The organism is Cellulophaga geojensis KL-A (assembly GCF_000568425.1).
GTDB lineage: Bacteria > Bacteroidota > Bacteroidia > Flavobacteriales > Flavobacteriaceae > Cellulophaga > Cellulophaga lytica.
In genome coordinates this window covers 258,467-276,625 of sequence record NZ_ARZX01000001.1, presented here as the reverse complement: position 1 = coordinate 276,625, position 18,159 = coordinate 258,467, and the positions used below count along the sequence as shown (strand labels likewise).

Here is an 18,159-nt window from a genome sequence, read left to right as displayed (position 1 = left end):
TTATGGCAAACAAACAAAACACAAACGGACTACTTACAGTAGTTGGTGCAGGCCCAGGAGATGCAGAACTTATTACGCTAAAAGCTATTAAAGCATTGCAAAATGCAGATGTTGTTTTGTTTGATGCTTTGGTAAATAAAGAGTTGCTAACCTATGCAGCAAATGCAGAGCATATTTTTGTAGGTAAAAGAAAAGGGTGTTACGCGTACCAACAAGAACAAATTAACGAGCTTATTGTAAGCAGAGCAAAAAGTCACGGTAATGTAGTGCGCTTAAAAGGTGGCGACCCATTTATTTTTGGTCGTGGCTCAGAAGAAATGGAATATGCCGCTAGTCACGGTATAACAGTAGCTATGGTTCCGGGGATTTCTTCTTCAATAGCAGTACCAGCTTTTCAAAATATACCGGTTACAAAAAGGGGAGCTTCAGAGAGTTTTTGGGTAATAACAGGTACAACTAAAAATCATAAATTATCTACAGATGTGCACTTGGCAGCAAAGTCTAGCGCAACAGTAGTAATTTTAATGGGTATGGGTAAATTATCAGAAATTGTACAGTTATTTCAGCAACAAGGTAAAGCAGAAACACCTGTGGCAATTATTCAAAACGGAACTACCGTTAATGAAAAAGTTGGCGTTGGTACCATATCAACCATAGAAAAAGTAGTGCAAGAAAAGGAGTTGTCTAATCCTGCAATTATTGTAATTGGAGAAGTTGTAAAGCATAGAGCGCAATTACATAAAGTACAACAACAGATAAAAACAAAAGAAGTAGTAGTAAATTAAGTGGTACAGTTATTTGGTTATTTTTGATAAGGTAAACAAAACAGTAACACTAAAAATAAAGTAATGGAACGTAACAATTTATATCCAGTTTTTTTAAAAACGTCTCAACTACACGTGCTAATAGTAGGTGGTGGTAATGTGGCAGAGGAAAAACTACGCTTTTTAACTAAGTCTAGTCCAGATGCTGTGGTAACAATGGTGTCTCCTTGGTATGCAGAAAAAACGTTACAACTGGCAAATAAATTTAATGTTACTACCATTACAGATGTCTACAATATTAGTTATTTAGATGCCAAACATATGGTAGTTGCAACTACAGATAATGTAGAGGTTAATGTGCAAGTGTATAAAGATTGTAGAGCGCAATTTAAATTGGTAAACGTAGCAGATAACCCTCCGTATTGCGATTTTTATATGGGCGGAATTGTAACCAAAGGCAATGTAAAAATTGGTATTTCTACCAATGGTAAGTCGCCAACAACAGCAAAACGTTTGCGCCAGTTTTTTGAAGACGTAATACCTGAAGATATTAATAAAATGGTTCAAAACTTAAACGACTACAGAAAAACTATAAAAGGAGATTTTGAAGAAAAAGTAGATAAAATGAACCAGATTACAAGTTCCTTAGTAGATAAAAAAGATAATAATTAAAACATTTAAATGAGAGTAGATACTCATTAGTAAGTACAAAATTAAAATTATGATTAAGACAGATATATTAATTATTGGCGCAGGACCAACAGGATTGTTTACCGTTTTTGAGGCAGGTTTGTTAAAACTAAAATGCCATTTAATAGATGCATTGCCACAACCAGGCGGACAATGTGCAGAGATATATCCTAAAAAACCAATTTATGATATTCCTGCTTTTCCAGAAATTTTAGCAGGTGATTTGGTTACCAATCTAATGGAACAAATAAAATCTTTTGAGCCTGGTTTTACACTAGCAGAAAGAGCAGATACTTTAGATAAGTTAGACGATGGTACTTTTGTGGTAACCACAAACAAAGGCACAAAGCACAATGCGCCAGTTGTTGTAATTGCAGGTGGTTTAGGATCTTTTGAGCCTAGAAAACCGCAAATAGAAAACATTCTTAATTTTGAGGATAAAGGTGTTGCTTATATGATTAAAGACCCAGAAGTATACAGAGACAAAAAAGTTGTTATTGCTGGTGGTGGAGATTCTGCATTAGACTGGGCAATATTTTTAGCAGACGTAGCAGCAGAAGTATCTTTAGTACACCGTAGAAACGAGTTTAGAGGTGCTTTAGACTCTGTAGAAAAAGCATCAGAACTTGCAAAAGCAGGTAAAATAAAATTGTTTACAGAGGCACAAGTAACCAAACTATACGGAGATGATCATTTAGAGGCTGTAGTTGTAAAATACAACGACGAGGAAAAAGGAGAAAGCTATGTAGAAGTAGATAATTTTATTCCGTTATTTGGACTATCACCTAAATTAGGACCAATAGGAGATTGGGGATTAGAAATAGAGAAAAATGCTATAAAAGTAGACAACTCTTATGATTACCAAACCAACATTCCTGGTGTATATGCCATTGGTGATGTTAACACCTATAAAGGAAAACTAAAACTAATTTTATCTGGTTTTCATGAAGCAGCCGTAATGTGCCAAAGCGCATACCAACGCATAAACCCAGGCAAACGCTATGTAATGAAATACACAACCGTAGGTGGTGTAGAAGGTTTTGATGGTTCAAAAAAAGAAGCCAAAAAAGAAGTTGTACAAAGCATTTCGTAAAAATATTACAATTTTAAGCCTATATGTGTAAAAAACACGTGTAGGCTTAAAAATTACCAGCAATATTTGGTTATAAAAAAGTTGTGCTGTTACTTTGTGGCATAATTAGTTCATTAATACACTGAAAACGTTATCAAGAAAGGTGGAGGGATTAGACCCTATGAAACCTTAGCAACCCTTTATTCTTATTTAAAGAAGGTGCTACATTCTACTACGTTGTTACATACAACACGGCAGATAACTCACAAATTAGTAAAGACATTCACAGTCTTCTCTCATTTACCTTACTTGATATTTTATTTATAGCGTTCCATTTGTTTGCAAGCACAAATGGCCAGGCTTTCTGCTGTATTTTTTGGTTTTAGCAAACAGGTTTTACAAACCGTTGCAACCAAAAAGATGCCGCATCAATCCTTAACGCACAACACAATATTATACGGTACAATGAAAAGGATACAAGACATATTAAAAGAAAGAATTTTAGTGCTAGACGGTGCAATGGGTACAATGTTACAGCGCTACAAATTCACCGAAGAAGATTTTAGAGGCAAACGTTTTGCAGACTGGGAACACCCATTACAAGGCAATAACGATTTACTCTCTCTAACTCAACCAGAAGCTATAGCAGAAGTACACCGTAAATATTTTGCAGCTGGGGCAGACATTGTAGAAACCAACACCTTTTCTGGTACAACTATAGCAATGGCAGACTATTTTATGGAAGATTTAGTGTACGAGCTAAATTATGAGTCGGCACGTATTGCAAAACAAGTTGCAGATGAGTTTACAGCAAAAGAACCACACAAACCAAGGTTTGTAGCAGGTAGTATTGGACCCACCAATAAAACCGCAAGTATGTCTCCAGACGTTAACGACCCAGGTTTTAGAGGTGTTACTTTTGATGAACTTAGAATAGCTTACAAACAACAAGTAGAAGCATTGTTAGATGGTGGCTCAGATATCTTACTAGTAGAAACCATTTTTGATACCCTAAATGCAAAAGCAGCACTTTTTGCCATAGAAGAAGTGAAAGAAGAGCGTAATATAGATGTTCCTATAATGGTAAGTGGTACAATTACAGATGCCTCTGGCAGAACCTTATCAGGGCAAACAGCAGAAGCTTTTTTAATATCAATAAGTCATATTCCTATTTTATCTGTTGGTTTTAATTGTGCTCTAGGAGCAAGTCAATTGGTACCGCATTTAGAGGTATTGGCAGCAAAAACAGGTTTTGGAGTATCTGCACATCCAAATGCAGGTTTGCCAAATGCATTTGGTGAGTATGATGAGACTGCAGAGCAAATGGCAGCACAAATAAAAGAATACTTAGATAAAAGCTTGGTAAATATTGTTGGTGGTTGTTGTGGTACAACACCAGAACACATTAATGCAATTGCTAATTTGGTAAAAGATTACAAACCCAGAAATATTGCTTTAGAAACTGTCTAATATGAAAAATTTAAAACCTAAATATTTAAAACTTTCAGGATTAGAACCATTGGTTGTTACACCAGATACTAACTTTATTAATGTAGGTGAACGTACTAATGTAGCTGGTTCTAAAAAGTTTTTAAGGCTAATAAAAGAAGAAAAGTTTGATGAAGCTCTAGATATTGCACGCCACCAAGTAGAAGGTGGGGCGCAAATTATAGACATTAATATGGATGACGGACTTATAGATGGCAAAGAAGCTATGGTTAAGTTCTTAAACCTAGTTATTGCAGAACCAGATATTGCTAGAGTTCCTATAATGATAGACAGCTCTAAATGGGAAATTATAGAAGCTGGTTTACAAGTGGTTCAAGGTAAATGTGTGGTAAACTCTATAAGTCTTAAAGAAGGAGAAGAAGAATTTATACACCACGCCAAACTTATTAAGCGTTACGGTGCAGCCGTAATTGTAATGGCTTTTGATGAGGTAGGACAGGCAGATAATTATGAACGTAGAATAGAAATAGCTAAACGTTCTTATGATATTTTGGTAAACAAGGTAAACTTTGCACCAGAAGACATCATTTTTGATCTTAATATTTTTCCTGTTGCTACCGGTATGGATGAGCATAAACGCAACGCCATAGATTTTATAGAAGCTACAGCTTGGGTAAAGGAAAATTTACCACATTGTAGTGTAAGTGGAGGTGTTAGTAATGTGTCGTTTTCTTTTAGAGGAAACAACCCTGTGCGTGAGGCTATGCATTCAGTTTTTTTATACCACGCCATACAGGCAGGTATGAATATGGGAATTGTAAATCCTACTATGCTAGAGGTTTATGATGATATTCCTAAAGATTTATTAGAGCGTGTAGAGGATGTAATGTTAGACCGTAGGGATGATGCTACAGAACGTTTGTTAGATTTTGCAGAAACGGTAGTTGGTAAGGCAAAAGAGAGCACGGTAGATTTATCATGGAGAGAAGAACCTATACAAACCCGTATTACTAGAGCATTGGTAAAAGGTATAGACCAGTATATTGTAGAAGACGTAGAAGCAGCTAGGCAAAGTGTAGACAAACCTATTGAGGTTATAGAAGGTCATTTAATGACTGGGATGAATGTTGTTGGTGATTTGTTTGGTAGCGGAAAAATGTTTTTACCGCAGGTTGTAAAGTCGGCACGAGTAATGAAAAAAGCGGTTGCTTACTTATTGCCATATATAGAAGAGGAAAAACTTAAGAATCCGCAAGAGGCAGAGTCTTCTTCTGCAGGTAAAATTTTAATGGCTACTGTTAAAGGAGATGTGCATGATATTGGTAAAAATATTGTGGGCGTGGTTTTAGCATGTAACAATTATGAGATTGTAGATTTAGGGGTAATGGTGCCACCAGAAAAAATTATACAAGCTGCTAAAGATGAAAATGTAGATGTTATTGGTTTAAGCGGATTAATAACACCGTCTTTAGATGAAATGGTTTTTTTAGCTAAGGAAATGGAGCGCCAAAACTTTACTGTGCCTTTGCTTATTGGTGGTGCAACTACTAGCAAAGCACATACTGCAGTAAAAATAGATCCGCAGTATAAAAATGCTGTAGTGTATGTAAACGATGCTTCTAGAGCGGTTACTGTTGTTGGAGATTTATTGCAAAAAGAAACCAAAGATGCTTTTAAAAAGACAATTAAATTAGACTATGAAGAGTTTAGAAAACAATTTTTAAAACGTACCAAACATAAGGAGTATTTACCTATTGCAGATGCGCGTAAAAATAAATATAAAATAGATTGGAAAACATCAGAAATTGTAAAACCAAATGCACTTGGAATACAAGTTATAGAGGAATATGATTTAAATAAGTTGGTTGAGTTTATAGACTGGACTCCTTTTTTTAGAAGCTGGGAGTTGCATGGTAAATTTCCAGATATTTTAACTGATGAAATTGTAGGTACACAGGCTACAGATTTGTTTGCAGAGGCGCAACAAATGCTTACAAAGCTTATTGATGAAAAACTACTAACCGCAAAAGCAGTTTTTGGTTTGTTTAAAGCCAATACAATTAATGATGATGATATTGAGCTAGAAACACCTAACGGAAAACATACCTTTAGAACCTTACGTCAGCAATTAAAGAAGTATGCAGGTAAGCCAAATTTTGCATTGTCTGACTTTATTGCGCCTAAAGAAACAGGTAAAGAAGATTATATAGGTTGTTTTTGCGTAAGTACTGGTTTTGGAGCAGAAGAAATAGCCGAAAATTACCGTAAAAACTTAGACGATTACAATTCTATTATGGTAAAAGCTTTAGCAGATAGGCTAGCAGAAGCTTTTGCAGAATGCTTGCATAAAGATATTAGAACTACACATTGGGGTTATGCTAGTAATGAAACTTTAGATAATGAAGCTTTAATTAAAGAGGAATACAAAGGTATAAGACCTGCGCCAGGATATCCTGCTTGTCCAGACCACCTAGAGAAACCTACTATCTGGGATATTTTAAAAGTAAAAGAAACAATAGGTGTAGAACTTACAGATAGTTTGGCAATGTGGCCAGCTGCATCTGTATCTGGTTATTATTTTGCAAATCCAGAGGCTCGCTATTTTGGAGTTGGAAAAATTAAAGAAGACCAAGTTGAAGATTTTGCAGCTCGTAAAAATATAGCATTAGAAACGGCTTTAAAATGGCTTGCGCCAAATATAGCAGATGATTAATAGTATGTTGTTGCGTTAGGGATTAAGGTATTGTTGAAGCTCTTTTATGGTTTTTCTCCATAAAAAGCGACTACCGAAAGCCCGACCGTAGGAACGCCAAAAAATATAAAAATGAAAGTAACCGACCATATTAAAAACGCAAACGGAAAAACATTGTTTTCTTTTGAAATTATACCGCCTGTAAAGGGGAGAAATATTCAGGAATTATACGGAAACATAGATCCGTTAATGGAGTTTAAACCGCCTTTTATTGATGTTACCACGTCTAGAGAAGAGTATATTTATATAGACCGTGATGGATTGTTAGATAAAAAACTTACGCGTATGCGCCCAGGAACGGTTGGTATTTGTGCGTCTATAAAACATAAATATGATGTAGATACTGTGCCGCATGTTTTGTGTGGTGGTTTTACTAGAGAAGAAACAGAATATTTATTGGTAGATTGTCATTACCTTGGTATAGATAATGTTATGGCACTGCGTGGTGATGCTATGCGAGAGCAAAAGTATTTTGAGCCTACAAAAGGAGGGCACAAATATGCAGTGAGCTTGGTAGAACAAATACAAAAACTTAATTGTGGTACTTATTTGCATGAGGTTATAGAAACGGATAATTGCTCTGATTTTTGCATTGGTGTTGCCGGTTACCCAGAAAAACATATGGAAGCACCATCTTTATTAACTGACTTAAAACGCTTAAAACAAAAAGTAGATGCTGGTGCAGATTATGTGGTTACACAAATGTTTTTTGATAATAGTAAGTATTTTGAGTTTGTAAAGGCTGCTAAAGATTTTGGAATTCATGTGCCAATTATTCCGGGAATAAAACCAATTGCTGTTAAAAAACACCTACAGTTACTACCACAAGTTTTTAAAATTGATGTACCACAAGACTTAGTAGATGCTGTTGAGGATTGTAAGGATAATAAAGCAGTGCGCCAAGTTGGGGTAGATTGGGCTATACAACAATCTAAGGAGTTAAAAGCTGCTGGTGTACCTGTGTTGCATTACTACTCTATGGGTAAGTCTGACAATATTAAGGCTATAGCAAAAGAACTTTTTTAATTTTTGTAAGTATTAGCCTATAAAGATTTGCTGTAGGTGTAAAATTGCTATTTTTGCACGCAATGAATATAAGAATCCTTTTTATTGCCTTGTTTTCTGTAGGGTGTTTTGCTCAGCAGAAAAGTAAAATAGTAATAGATGCAAATCAGTTTTACGGCTCTATTGCATTACATAATAATAGTATTGCGCATTTAATTAGTGCGCACCCAGCGGGTTTTATTTTAAGTTATAATAAAAAAACTTTTGGTGATGAGGCTTGGGAACAACTTTATAATTATCCAGATTTAGGATACTCGTTTATTTACCAAGATATGAATAATAGTACGCTTGGTAAAAACTATGGTGCGTATGCACATTACAATTTTTATTTTTTTAAAAGAAATGTACAGCTTAGAGTAGGGCAAGGTATTGCATATACTACAAACCCTTATGATAAAGTAACTAACTTTAGAAACAATGCATATGGGTCTGATATTTTAAGTAGTACCTATGCAATGGTTAATTACCATAAAGAGAATATTTATAAGGGCTTGGGTTTTAAAGCCGGACTAACATTAATTCATTATTCTAACGCAAACTTTAAAGCGCCAAATACATCTACAAACACCATTGCATTAAATGCAGGTTTAACGTATGACCTAGACGGAGGAAAAAAAATACCATACAAGACCATTACAGATACTACAAATTACAACCAACCTATACACTTAAATGTAGCTTTTAGAGGTGGTGTTAATGAAAGTGATGTTATTGGTTTGGGACAATCTCCTTTTTATATTTTATCTGCTTATGCAGATAAAAGAATTGGTAGAAAAAGTGGATTTCAGTTAGGCGCAGATGTTTTCTTTTCTAAATTTTTAAAGGAATTAATTACATACAATTCTATTGCTTTTCCTAAGAAGGAAGTAGATGCTAATGACGATTATAAACGTGTTGGTGTTTTTGTTGGACACGAGTTGTACATAAACAAAATGTCTGTAGTAACACAACTAGGCTATTATGTATATTACCCGTTTGATTTTGAAGGTAGAATGTATAATAGAATGGGACTTAAGCGTTACTTTGGAGATAAAATGTTTGCTGCAGTTACTTTAAAATCTCACGCTGCTAAAGCAGAGGCCGTAGAGTTTGGAGTTGGAATCCGTTTTTAAAAATATGAAGATGATTACAAGAAAACAGATTAAAAATATAGGATTACAAATTACGGGTAAATCAATTTTGTTATACACTTTAACACTTGCTTTAGTGTATGGTTGTAATAGTGAAAATGTATCTGATTGTTTACAGAACGCAGGAGATATAATTACAGAAGAAATAGTAGTAGAACCGTTTACTACTATTACTATTTTTGAAAACTCTGCTTTAGTAATAAAAGAAGGTCCTGTGCAAAAAGTTGAGGTAGAAACAGGAGAATATTTGCGTAGTGATATAGATGCAAAAGTTGTAGATGGTAAGTTGCTCTTAACTAATACTAACGGTTGTAATTTTACTAGAGACTATGGTTTAACTACTTTTTATGTTACTGCACCAAATATAACATCTATACGTAGTAGTACAGGTTTTGATATTAGTAGTGATGGGATTTTAAGTTACCCAAATTTGAGCCTTTTATCTGAAGATTTTGGTGACTCAGAAGCAGATTTTACAACTGGGTCTTTTGATTTAGAATTATCTGGTACAAGAGTTTCTTTGGTTTCTAACGGAGCTGCTTATTTTAAATTAAAAGGAACAGCAGAAAGTTTAAATGTTGTTTTTGCAGCTGGAGACTCTAGATTAAATGCCGAAAATTTATTAGCTAAAAATGTAAGTGTAAACCACAGAAGTTCTAATGATATGCTGGTAAATCCGGAAGAGAGTATATCTGGTACAATTAGAGGTGTTGGTGATGTTATTAGTTTTAACAAACCAAATGTTGTAAATGTAGAGGAGCTTTATAAAGGAAAGCTTATATTTAAAGAGTAATAATTAAAGTTGCTTAATATTGAGTTTTAAAAGATTCTTCTCTTATTTTTCTAATAGAATTGGTAGAAATAAACCAAAAAAAACAACAAATAGTATTAGCTATAGTAAGGCTGATGAACTACTGCAATCTTTAATAAGTAATGCAAAAGTTCCAGGTATTGCTATTAAAGTAACACAACACAATAAAACTATTTTTGATAAAGGATATGGCTTTTCTAATCTAGAAAAGAAAACGCAAATAAACACTGCAACATCTGTATTTAGAATAGCAAGCGTTTCTAAGCCCATTGCTGCAACTGCATTAGCTATAATGGTGCAAGATGGTGTAATAGATTTGGAAGAGTCTTTTTATACTTATGTTCCTTATTATCCTAAAAAAAAGTACGACTTTACAATTAAACAATTGGCTACTCATACCGCAGGTATACGTGGTTACAGAGGAAAAGAATATGGTTTAAATATTCCATATACTATTAAAGATAGTATTGTTATTTTTAAGGATGATGATTTGCTTTTTAAGCCAGGAACAAATTACCATTACAATAGTTATGATTGGGTTTTATTGTCACTAGCAATGCAAGAGGCAAGTGGTGTACCTTTTGAAGAGTATGTGCAAAAAAAAGTTTTAGATCCTTTACAAATGAAGCACACATTTGCTGAAGTAAAAAGGAGCTTTATAAAAGGTATTACTCAGTTTTACTCTCAAAAAAAACTTGGTTTTAGAAAAGCATTGGAAGTAAACAATTATTACAAGCTTGCTGGTGGCGGGTTTTTATCTACAACTACAGATATTGTAAAACTAGGAAACGCATATTTAAAAGGTGATTTTTTACAAGAAGTTATACAGCAACAATTTTTAACAGCGCAAGAAGTAAAAGGTGAGTCTACCTACTATGGTTTAGGTTGGCAAGTAAGTACAGATAAAAAAGGCAATGCGTATTACGGCCATATTGGTAATGGCGTAGGCGGCTACTCAAACTTTTTTGTGTATCCAAAGCAACAATTGGTACTTAGTATATTAACCAATTGTACCAACCCTAATATACAAGATGTGTTGGATGAGGTGGTGCTAGGGTTTGTAGAAAAAGCAAAAGAGTTTACCCTGTAATCTCTGTAAATAAACTTTCTAAGTTTTTGTTTTTTCTGCTTAATTGCAATGTTTTTAGCTGGTTGTCGTGAGCAAAGTCAAACACAGCAGGGCGCATATCTACATCAGTATCAAAAGTAATTTCATAAACAAAACCAGCAGTATTTTTAACAGCAACCACATTTGGTAGTCTGTTTAGTAGTTGCTCTTCAACTCTATAATCAAACTCTACTTCTATAATTTGTTCTTTAGCGTCTCTTAGGTCGGTTAACTTTTTATCTGCAACAACTACACCTTTATTAATAATTACAACACGGTCACAAACAGCTTCTACTTCTTTCATAATATGTGTAGATAGTAAAATGGTTTTTTCTTTACCAATGTCTTTAATTAGTTTACGTATTTCTAAAAGTTGGTTAGGATCTAAACCAGTTGTAGGTTCATCTAGTATTAAAACTTCAGGGTTATGTAATAATGCAGCAGCTAAACCAACGCGTTGTCTGTATCCTTTAGATAGTTGGTCTATTTTTTTATGTGCTTCTGGTGTTAAACCAGTTTGTTCTATAACTTCTTCAATTCTAGTTTTAGATACTTTGTAAACATTAGCATTAAATGTTAAGTATTCTTTTACATACATATCTAAGTACAAAGGGTTGTGTTCTGGTAAGTAGCCAATACTTTTTTGTACATTAATTTTATCAGCAACGCTAAACTCATTTACAGCAGCATCTCCACTATCAGCTAAAATATAAGTAGTAAGTATTTTCATAAGTGTAGACTTACCAGCTCCATTAGGACCTAAAAAGCCAACAATTTCACCTTTGTTTATAGTAAAGGAAACATTATCTAGAGCTTTTTGACTGCCAAAAGTTTTACTGATGTTTTGTACCGAAATAGACATACTTATATTTTTTATCAAAAATAACGTAAATAAGTGAATTTTGTTTTTAAATCAGATAAGAAAAAAAGGCGATTTTTAACGTTTCACAACAATATTCATTAACATAATATTAACATTTTTAAAAATACAACTCTTAATAAAATGTTAAAAAAATAACAGAGGTATTAAATAATGTTAGATGAGTGAAAAAAAATAATAATAAAATTTGTTTTTTAAATTTAATAATTACCTTAGCCACATATTACAAGAACAATGAACACAAGATATTTCTGGAACGGTTTTTATTTTTACTTCTTTTTTAAGAGAGGTACGGGACTGTTGTAGTATATTTAAAATATAGATATAAATTAAAGTCCCGTGTATAACGGGACTTTTTTTATACAAAAAATTGACGTTTAAGTAGATAAAAAGAAATGGCATTAAAAATTGCAATACAAGGTATAAAGGGTTCTAACCACCACCAAGTAGCTAATGAGTTTTTTGGTGAAGATGTAGAATTGGTAGAGTGTCTTTCTTTTGATGAGCTAATTCATCAACTAATGACGGGTTACGCAGATAAAGCAGTTATGGCTATAGAAAACTCAATTGCAGGTTCTATAATACCAAATTATGCGCTTGTTTATAATAACGATTTACATATAATTGGAGAGCATTATCTAAATATTCATCATCATTTAATGGCTTTAGAAGGTCAAAAAATTGAAGATATACAAGAGGTACATTCTCACCCAATGGCACTATTACAATGTAAAGATTTTTTAAAAGCATACTCACATATAAAATTGGTAGAATCTGTAGATACAGCAGAAACAGCACAGCGTATAGAAAAAGATAACTTAAAAGGTATTGCGGCTATTGCGCCAAAAGTAGCATCAGAATTATACAATTTAGAAGTTGTAGCATCAGAAATACAAACCATTTCTAATAATGCAACCCGTTTTATTATTCTTAAAAAGGAAAATAAAGAGTTGCCAGAAGAAGAAATAAACAAGGCATCATTACGCTTTGTTTTAGACCATAAACGTGGCAGTTTAGCGGCAGTTTTAAATGTAATGAGCGATTGTAACCTAAACTTAACAAAAATACAATCACTACCAGTAATAGAACAACCTTGGAAATACTCTTTCTTTGTAGATGTAACTTTTTTAAAGTACAAAGATTATAAAAAAGCCAAAGCCTTATTGCAAATTATGGCAGAAGAATTTAAAGTTTTAGGAGAATACAAAAATGCAAGAGGATGATAACTGCAGATAGATTAGAACATATACAGGAATACTATTTTTCTAAAAAACTTAGAGAAGTACGTGGGTTAATGGCCAATGGTAAGCCTATTATTAATATGGGAATTGGTAGTCCAGATTTGGCACCATCTGAAATAGTTGTAGATGCTATAAAAAATGCAGTAGAAGATACAGGTGCACACCAATACCAAAGCTACCAAGGGTTACCAGAATTAAGAGAAAGTATAGCTGCTTTTTATAAAAATAATTTTAGTGTTACTGCAGATCCAGTTAATGAAATTTTACCATTAATGGGATCCAAAGAAGGTATTTTACATATTAGCATGGCTTTTTTAAATGTTGGTGATGCGGCTTTAATTCCAAACCCAGGATACCCAACATATACATCTGTAACTAATTTAGTAGGAGCAGAACCTATGTGTTATGACCTTGTATCAGATAATAATTGGTTTCCTGATTTAGATGCTTTAGAAAAGCAAGATTTATCTAAGGTAAAAATAATGTGGGTATGTTACCCGCATATGCCAACAGGAGCTGTGGCAACTAAAGAACAATTACAAAAGTTAGTTGCATTTGCCTTAAAAAACAATATTTTATTGGTGAATGATAACCCTTATAGTTTTGTTTTAAATACTGCGCCAACAAGCATTTTAAGTATAGAAGGAGCTAAAGGTTGTGCCTTAGAATTAAACTCGCTTAGCAAAACTTTTAATATGGCCGGCTGGCGTGTAGGTATGGTTTTGGGAAGCGCAGAACATATAAATGCTGTATTAAAAGTAAAAAGTAATATGGACTCTGGTATGTTTTATGGTATACAAAAAGGAGCTATAGCAGCATTAAAAAGTAGCAAAGATTGGTTTACAGAATTAAATAAGGTGTATGCTACACGTAGAGATTTAATTTTTCAATTAGCAGACAAGTTAAATTGTACTTATGATAAAAATGCTGTAGGAATGTTTGTTTGGGCAAAGCTGCCTATAGGTAGTATTTCATCAGAAGAATTTATAGATGAAGTATTGTACAGTAAAGATGTGTTTATAACACCAGGAACAATTTTTGGAAGTAACGGAGAAGGGTATATACGTTTTTCATTATGTGTAACCCAAGAGAAAATTAAAGAAGCAATAAGTAGATTTTAAAAAGGAGTAGCGGTATTAAAGTTTAGTAATAAGTAAGTTTTACGACCAACATCTTTACTATTATATAAAATAAGGAATGAACGTATTTGTAATTGGCATAGGATTAATAGGTGGCTCAATGGCCAAGGATATTAAAAGAATAAATGCTAGTGCTAAAATTTATGGTGTAGATATTAATGATGCACATATAGAAGAGGCATTGTCTTTAGGCGTAATAGACCAAAAGGCAAGTTATCATGATTTGCAGTTGGCAGATGTAGTAATTGTTAGTATTCCTGTAGATGTAATGGTAGTAGAGTTGCCAAAAATATTAGATGCTATTAATGATGATGCTATTGTATTGGATGCGGGTTCTACAAAAGGCTTAATTTGTAAACAGGTAGAAAACCACCCTAAAAGGAGGAATTTTATAGCCTGTCATCCTATAGCTGGTACAGAGTTTAGTGGTCCGTCTGCAGCTATAGAAAATTTGTTTAAAGGCAAAACAAATATTATTTGCGAAGTAGAAAAAACAGCATTTAAGTTGCAGGAAAAAGCATTAGATCTTTTTAGAGATATGGGTATGCGTATACGTTATATGAATGTAGATGCTCATGACAAACACATAGCTTACGTGTCTCATTTATCTCATATTAGTTCTTTTATGTTAGGAAAAACGGTTATTGAAAAAGAAAAGAATGAACGCGATATATTTGATATGGCAGGCAGTGGATTTGAGAGTACTGTGCGTTTAGCAAAAAGTTCACCAGCAATGTGGACGCCAATTTTTAAGCAGAATAAAACAAATGTTTTAGAAACATTAGAAGAGTACATTCAGAATTTAAAAGCCTTTAAAGAAATGATTGAAGAAGACAATTATACAGGCATTTATAATGAAATGGAAAGTACAAACAAGATAAAAGAAATATTAAAAGGAATACCCCAGAATAAAAATTAAGTAAAGATGGAAAACTCAAAAGAAATGAGAACATGGTTGGATGACATGAAGCTAGATCATCCACTAGTAATAGCAGGGCCGTGTAGTGCTGAAACTGAAGAGCAAGTTTTAAAAATTGCTCATCAATTAAAAGATACAGATGTAAATTATTACAGAGCTGGTATCTGGAAGCCAAGAACCCGTCCTGGGAATTTTGAAGGCGTAGGTATTTTAGGTCTTAAGTGGCTGCAAAAAGTAAAAGCAGAAACAGGTTTAAAAACAGCTACAGAAGTTGCAAACAGAGCACACGTAGAACTTGCGTTAGAACATGATATAGATTTATTATGGATTGGTGCGCGTACATCTGTAAGTCCGTTTATTATGCAAGAAATTGCAGATGCATTGGCAGGTACAGATAAAATTGTATTGGTAAAAAACCCAATTAACCCAGATTTATCTTTGTGGTTAGGTGGTATAGAGCGTTTACACACCGCTGGTATTAAAAACTTAGGTGCAATACACAGAGGTTTTTCTACCTATGAAAAAACAAAGTACAGAAATATACCAGAGTGGCAATTGGCAATTGAGTTTCAAAACAGATTTCCAGATTTACCATTAATTAATGATCCGTCTCATATTACAGGTAAAAGAGATATGATTTTTGATGTATCGCAAACAGCGCTAGATCTTAATTTTGATGGGTTAATGATTGAAACTCATTTTGATCCGGATAATGCGTGGAGTGATGCTGCACAACAAGTAACACCAGACAAATTAGTGCAAATTATGCGCGATTTAAAAATTAGAAAAGAATCTGATCCAGAAGCAGAGTACAACAAAGACCTAAGTAATTTACGTGCACAAATAGATGTTATTGACGCACAGTTAATTGAAACATTAGGAAAAAGAATGAAAATTTCTGATCAAATTGGAGCTCTTAAAAAAGAGAAAAACGTAGCCGTTTTACAATCTACAAGATGGAATGAGATTTTAGGAGCAATGATTTTAGAAGGAGAATCTAAAGGCTTAAGTGAAGAGTTTGTTTTAAAAATGTTTAAAGCAATACACCAAGAGTCAATTAACCATCAGGAAAAAATTATTAAAGGATAATTTAGAGTATAAAAAAAATCCCGATGTAAAATTGCATCGGGATTTTTATAAAAAAGGTTTAAGAAATTATTTTTTCTTAAAAATGTATCTGGTAATAAAAATACCTTTACCATCACCTTTACCAGCTTCACTTTCAACAGCACTAGTTACAAAGGCAAGTTCCCAGCCTTCTTTAACCATTGCATTAATTTTAGAAGTAATAATGGCATCATTGGCAGCTATGTTTTGAAATCTAATTCCGCCAATATTGTAAAAGTTAAGTAATTTAGTTTCATCAAAGCCTTTAACTCTAATGTCTCCTCTTTTAGATTTATTTCTTGTGTTATCTTCTTCAGTTTGTGTAGAAGTGTACTCTTTGTAATCTTTCTCCTCGTTAGCAGAAATTATTCTAGATCTACCTAATCCGTTAGGAACAATAGACTCAACACTAGTAATAACTTTAAATTGTTGAGCAGATAAATCTACTGTAGATAAGCAAAGGATAAATGCAAAAAATAATAATTTTTTCATAATTGTTAATTTGTTTGTTGTTTATATAATATTTTAAACGAGAAAAAAAAAGCTGTAGTATAGCGCATATATTGTTTCTTTGTAAAAAGAAAGTAAAATAAAGAATACAAAATGATAGGAACTGTTTATAAATCTACTGGAAGTTGGTACACTGTAAAAACAGATGATGGTGTATTTTATGACTGTAGAATAAAGGGTAAGTTCCGTTTAAAAGGCATAAAAAGCACTAATCCAATTGCAGTAGGCGATAGGGTGTCTTTTGATCTTGAAAAAAGTGGAGATGAGACCAACGCTACCATTACAGAAATTAAAGACCGTAAAAATTACATTGTACGTAAATCTGTAAACTTATCTAAGCAAACACATATAATTGCAGCAAATTTAGACCAGGTTTTTTTAATGATAACGTTAAATAATCCGCAAACATTTACCAGTTTTATAGATCGTTTTTTAGTGACAGCGGAAGCCTATGGTATACCTGCCGTTTTATTATTTAACAAGATAGATTCTTATGATGAAGATGAACTTTTAGATGTTAAGTATTTAGCAGCATTATACCGTAGCATTGGGTATACTTGCGTTGGTATTTCTGCAAAAACAGGTAAAAACGTAGATAAGGTAAAAGAAATGATGACAGGTAAAATAAGTATGTTTTCTGGTCATTCTGGTGTAGGTAAATCTACCTTAGTAAATACCATAGATAAAGAGTTAAATATAAAAACTAAAGAAATATCTGAACAGCACATGCAAGGGCAACATACCACAACTTTTGCAGAAATGTACGATTTAGATTTTGGAGCCCAAATTATAGACACACCAGGTATACGTGGCTTTGGAATTGTAGATATGGAAAAAGAAGAAATAGGTGACTATTTTCCTGAATTTTTTGCACTAAAGAGTGAGTGTAAATTTAATAATTGTTTGCATATTGATGAGCCTAAATGCGCTGTTAAAGATGCTTTAGAGAATGATGAGGTGGCTTGGAGTAGGTATAAAAGCTACGTGCAAATGATAACAGGAGAGGAAGAAAACTACAGACAAGATATTTACGGAGACAAAAAATGAGAGCAGTAATATAAAGGGTAACAAAAGCTAGTGTTACCGTTGATGATAAACTTATTTCTAAAATAAATTTAGGCCTTTTAATTTTGTTGGGTGTTGAAACTAATGATACAAAGGAAGATATAGATTGGTTGACTCGTAAAATTGCAAATCTTAGAATTTTTAATGATGATAAAGGAGTAATGAATAACTCCCTTTTAGATTGTAAAGGAGATGCAATTGTTGTAAGTCAATTTACGCTGTATGCTGCTACTAAAAAAGGAAATAGACCTTCTTACATAAAAGCAGCAAAACCAGATGTTGCAATACCATTGTATACTACTTTTGTTTCTCAATTAGAAAACACTTTAGGTAAACCTGTTGGTACTGGTGTTTTTGGTGCAGATATGAAAGTAGATTTACGTAATGATGGTCCGGTTACAATAATAATAGATACAAAAAATAAGGAATAATCGTATATTTTTTTGTAGGTTTTTTA

At 33.3% G+C, this 18,159-nt stretch carries 16 protein-coding genes, 1 pseudogene and 1 riboswitch; of the genes and pseudogenes, 15 read left to right on the top strand and 2 right to left on the bottom strand.

All coding sequences use genetic code 11. The annotated features are described in order from the left end of the window. The first annotated feature begins 2 nt into the window (after nucleotides 1–2). From cobA to KLA_RS01265, 9 genes are all read left to right on the top strand, one after another. Nucleotides 3–785, top strand: a complete 783-nt coding sequence (gene cobA / locus KLA_RS01305) for a uroporphyrinogen-III C-methyltransferase (protein WP_034643048.1) — start codon at nucleotides 3–5, stop codon at nucleotides 783–785. Between the two features lie 63 nt (nucleotides 786–848). Further along, complete coding sequence (locus tag KLA_RS01300; RefSeq protein WP_013621541.1) at nucleotides 849–1,436, top strand: bifunctional precorrin-2 dehydrogenase/sirohydrochlorin ferrochelatase; 588 nt, start codon at nucleotides 849–851, stop codon at nucleotides 1,434–1,436. A gap of 49 nt (nucleotides 1,437–1,485) precedes the next feature. Next, a complete protein-coding gene (locus tag KLA_RS01295; protein ID WP_013621542.1) occupies nucleotides 1,486–2,547 on the top strand; it encodes an NAD(P)/FAD-dependent oxidoreductase in 1,062 nt (353 codons plus the stop codon). 127 nt (nucleotides 2,548–2,674) lie between these two features. After that, nucleotides 2,675–2,791: riboswitch (SAM riboswitch) on the top strand. A gap of 200 nt (nucleotides 2,792–2,991) precedes the next feature. After that, nucleotides 2,992–3,996, top strand: coding sequence for a homocysteine S-methyltransferase family protein (locus KLA_RS01290; RefSeq protein WP_034643341.1), 1,005 nt, complete (start codon nucleotides 2,992–2,994; stop codon nucleotides 3,994–3,996). 1 nt (nucleotide 3,997) lies between these two features. Beyond that, entirely contained in the window at nucleotides 3,998–6,688 is a 2,691-nt protein-coding gene (metH, locus tag KLA_RS01285) for a methionine synthase (RefSeq protein ID WP_034643045.1), read from the top strand. A 111-nt stretch (nucleotides 6,689–6,799) separates the two neighbouring features. After that, nucleotides 6,800–7,753 (top strand): methylenetetrahydrofolate reductase [NAD(P)H], encoded by a 954-nt coding sequence (gene metF / locus KLA_RS01280; RefSeq protein ID WP_013621545.1) that lies wholly within the window; start codon nucleotides 6,800–6,802, stop codon nucleotides 7,751–7,753. A 62-nt stretch (nucleotides 7,754–7,815) separates the two neighbouring features. Further along, nucleotides 7,816–8,904, top strand: a complete 1,089-nt coding sequence (locus KLA_RS01275) for an acyloxyacyl hydrolase (protein ID WP_034643042.1) — start codon at nucleotides 7,816–7,818, stop codon at nucleotides 8,902–8,904. 4 nt (nucleotides 8,905–8,908) lie between these two features. Continuing rightward, nucleotides 8,909–9,715, top strand: coding sequence for a head GIN domain-containing protein (locus KLA_RS01270; protein WP_148228898.1), 807 nt, complete (start codon nucleotides 8,909–8,911; stop codon nucleotides 9,713–9,715). 19 nt (nucleotides 9,716–9,734) lie between these two features. Further along, nucleotides 9,735–10,823: a serine hydrolase domain-containing protein gene (locus tag KLA_RS01265; RefSeq protein ID WP_034643039.1), complete on the top strand. Its 1,089-nt coding sequence runs from the start codon at nucleotides 9,735–9,737 to the stop codon at nucleotides 10,821–10,823. Here the strand turns inward: KLA_RS01265 and gldA are convergent. Then, a complete protein-coding gene (gldA, locus tag KLA_RS01260; RefSeq protein WP_034643037.1) occupies nucleotides 10,813–11,703 on the bottom strand; it encodes a gliding motility-associated ABC transporter ATP-binding subunit GldA in 891 nt (296 codons plus the stop codon). The two genes, KLA_RS01265 and gldA, sit on opposite strands and share 11 nt — an antisense overlap. A 413-nt stretch (nucleotides 11,704–12,116) precedes the next feature. On the opposite strand from gldA, the gene KLA_RS01255 reads away from it, so the two are divergent. The 4 genes from KLA_RS01255 (at nucleotide 12,117) to KLA_RS01240 (ending at nucleotide 16,109) form a co-directional block, all read left to right on the top strand. After that, nucleotides 12,117–12,944, top strand: a complete 828-nt coding sequence (locus KLA_RS01255; RefSeq protein WP_013621550.1) for a prephenate dehydratase — start codon at nucleotides 12,117–12,119, stop codon at nucleotides 12,942–12,944. After that, entirely contained in the window at nucleotides 12,941–14,083 is a 1,143-nt protein-coding gene (locus KLA_RS01250; protein WP_034643035.1) for a pyridoxal phosphate-dependent aminotransferase, read from the top strand. The genes KLA_RS01255 and KLA_RS01250 overlap by 4 nt, the downstream gene beginning before the upstream one ends. A gap of 76 nt (nucleotides 14,084–14,159) precedes the next feature. Further along, entirely contained in the window at nucleotides 14,160–15,020 is an 861-nt protein-coding gene (locus KLA_RS01245) for a prephenate dehydrogenase (RefSeq protein WP_013621552.1), read from the top strand. 6 nt (nucleotides 15,021–15,026) lie between these two features. Beyond that, nucleotides 15,027–16,109: a bifunctional 3-deoxy-7-phosphoheptulonate synthase/chorismate mutase type II gene (locus tag KLA_RS01240; protein ID WP_013621553.1), complete on the top strand. Its 1,083-nt coding sequence runs from the start codon at nucleotides 15,027–15,029 to the stop codon at nucleotides 16,107–16,109. A gap of 66 nt (nucleotides 16,110–16,175) precedes the next feature. Here the strand turns inward: KLA_RS01240 and KLA_RS01235 are convergent, their stop codons facing one another. Then, entirely contained in the window at nucleotides 16,176–16,619 is a 444-nt protein-coding gene (locus tag KLA_RS01235; RefSeq protein ID WP_013621554.1) for a hypothetical protein, read from the bottom strand. A gap of 111 nt (nucleotides 16,620–16,730) precedes the next feature. On the opposite strand from KLA_RS01235, the gene rsgA reads away from it, so the two are divergent. Beyond that, nucleotides 16,731–17,684, top strand: a complete 954-nt coding sequence (rsgA, locus tag KLA_RS01230; protein ID WP_034643033.1) for a ribosome small subunit-dependent GTPase A — start codon at nucleotides 16,731–16,733, stop codon at nucleotides 17,682–17,684. Beyond that, nucleotides 17,681–18,133 (top strand): annotated as a pseudogene (gene dtd, locus KLA_RS01225) (D-aminoacyl-tRNA deacylase). The gene rsgA and the pseudogene dtd overlap by 4 nt, the downstream one beginning before the upstream one ends. Nucleotides 18,134–18,159 lie beyond the last annotated feature (26 nt).

Bases quoted from the DNA above. Each gene is read 5' to 3' on its own strand.
- gldA (WP_034643037.1), bottom strand. From the start codon at position 11,703: ATGTCTATTTCGGTACAAAACATCAGTAAAACTTTTGGCAGTCAAAAA.
- metH (WP_034643045.1), top strand. From the start codon at position 3,998: ATGAAAAATTTAAAACCTAAATATTTAAAACTTTCAGGATTAGAACCA.
- KLA_RS01300 (WP_013621541.1), top strand. From the start codon at position 849: ATGGAACGTAACAATTTATATCCAGTTTTTTTAAAAACGTCTCAACTA.
- KLA_RS01235 (WP_013621554.1), bottom strand. From the start codon at position 16,619: ATGAAAAAATTATTATTTTTTGCATTTATCCTTTGCTTATCTACAGTA.
- KLA_RS01295 (WP_013621542.1), top strand. From the start codon at position 1,486: ATGATTAAGACAGATATATTAATTATTGGCGCAGGACCAACAGGATTG.
- KLA_RS01290 (WP_034643341.1), top strand. From the start codon at position 2,992: ATGAAAAGGATACAAGACATATTAAAAGAAAGAATTTTAGTGCTAGAC.
- KLA_RS01240 (WP_013621553.1), top strand. From the start codon at position 15,027: ATGGAAAACTCAAAAGAAATGAGAACATGGTTGGATGACATGAAGCTA.
- KLA_RS01270 (WP_148228898.1), top strand. From the start codon at position 8,909: ATGAAGATGATTACAAGAAAACAGATTAAAAATATAGGATTACAAATT.
- KLA_RS01275 (WP_034643042.1), top strand. From the start codon at position 7,816: ATGAATATAAGAATCCTTTTTATTGCCTTGTTTTCTGTAGGGTGTTTT.
- KLA_RS01255 (WP_013621550.1), top strand. From the start codon at position 12,117: ATGGCATTAAAAATTGCAATACAAGGTATAAAGGGTTCTAACCACCAC.
- metF (WP_013621545.1), top strand. From the start codon at position 6,800: ATGAAAGTAACCGACCATATTAAAAACGCAAACGGAAAAACATTGTTT.
- KLA_RS01250 (WP_034643035.1), top strand. From the start codon at position 12,941: ATGATAACTGCAGATAGATTAGAACATATACAGGAATACTATTTTTCT.
- rsgA (WP_034643033.1), top strand. From the start codon at position 16,731: ATGATAGGAACTGTTTATAAATCTACTGGAAGTTGGTACACTGTAAAA.
- KLA_RS01245 (WP_013621552.1), top strand. From the start codon at position 14,160: ATGAACGTATTTGTAATTGGCATAGGATTAATAGGTGGCTCAATGGCC.
- cobA (WP_034643048.1), top strand. From the start codon at position 3: ATGGCAAACAAACAAAACACAAACGGACTACTTACAGTAGTTGGTGCA.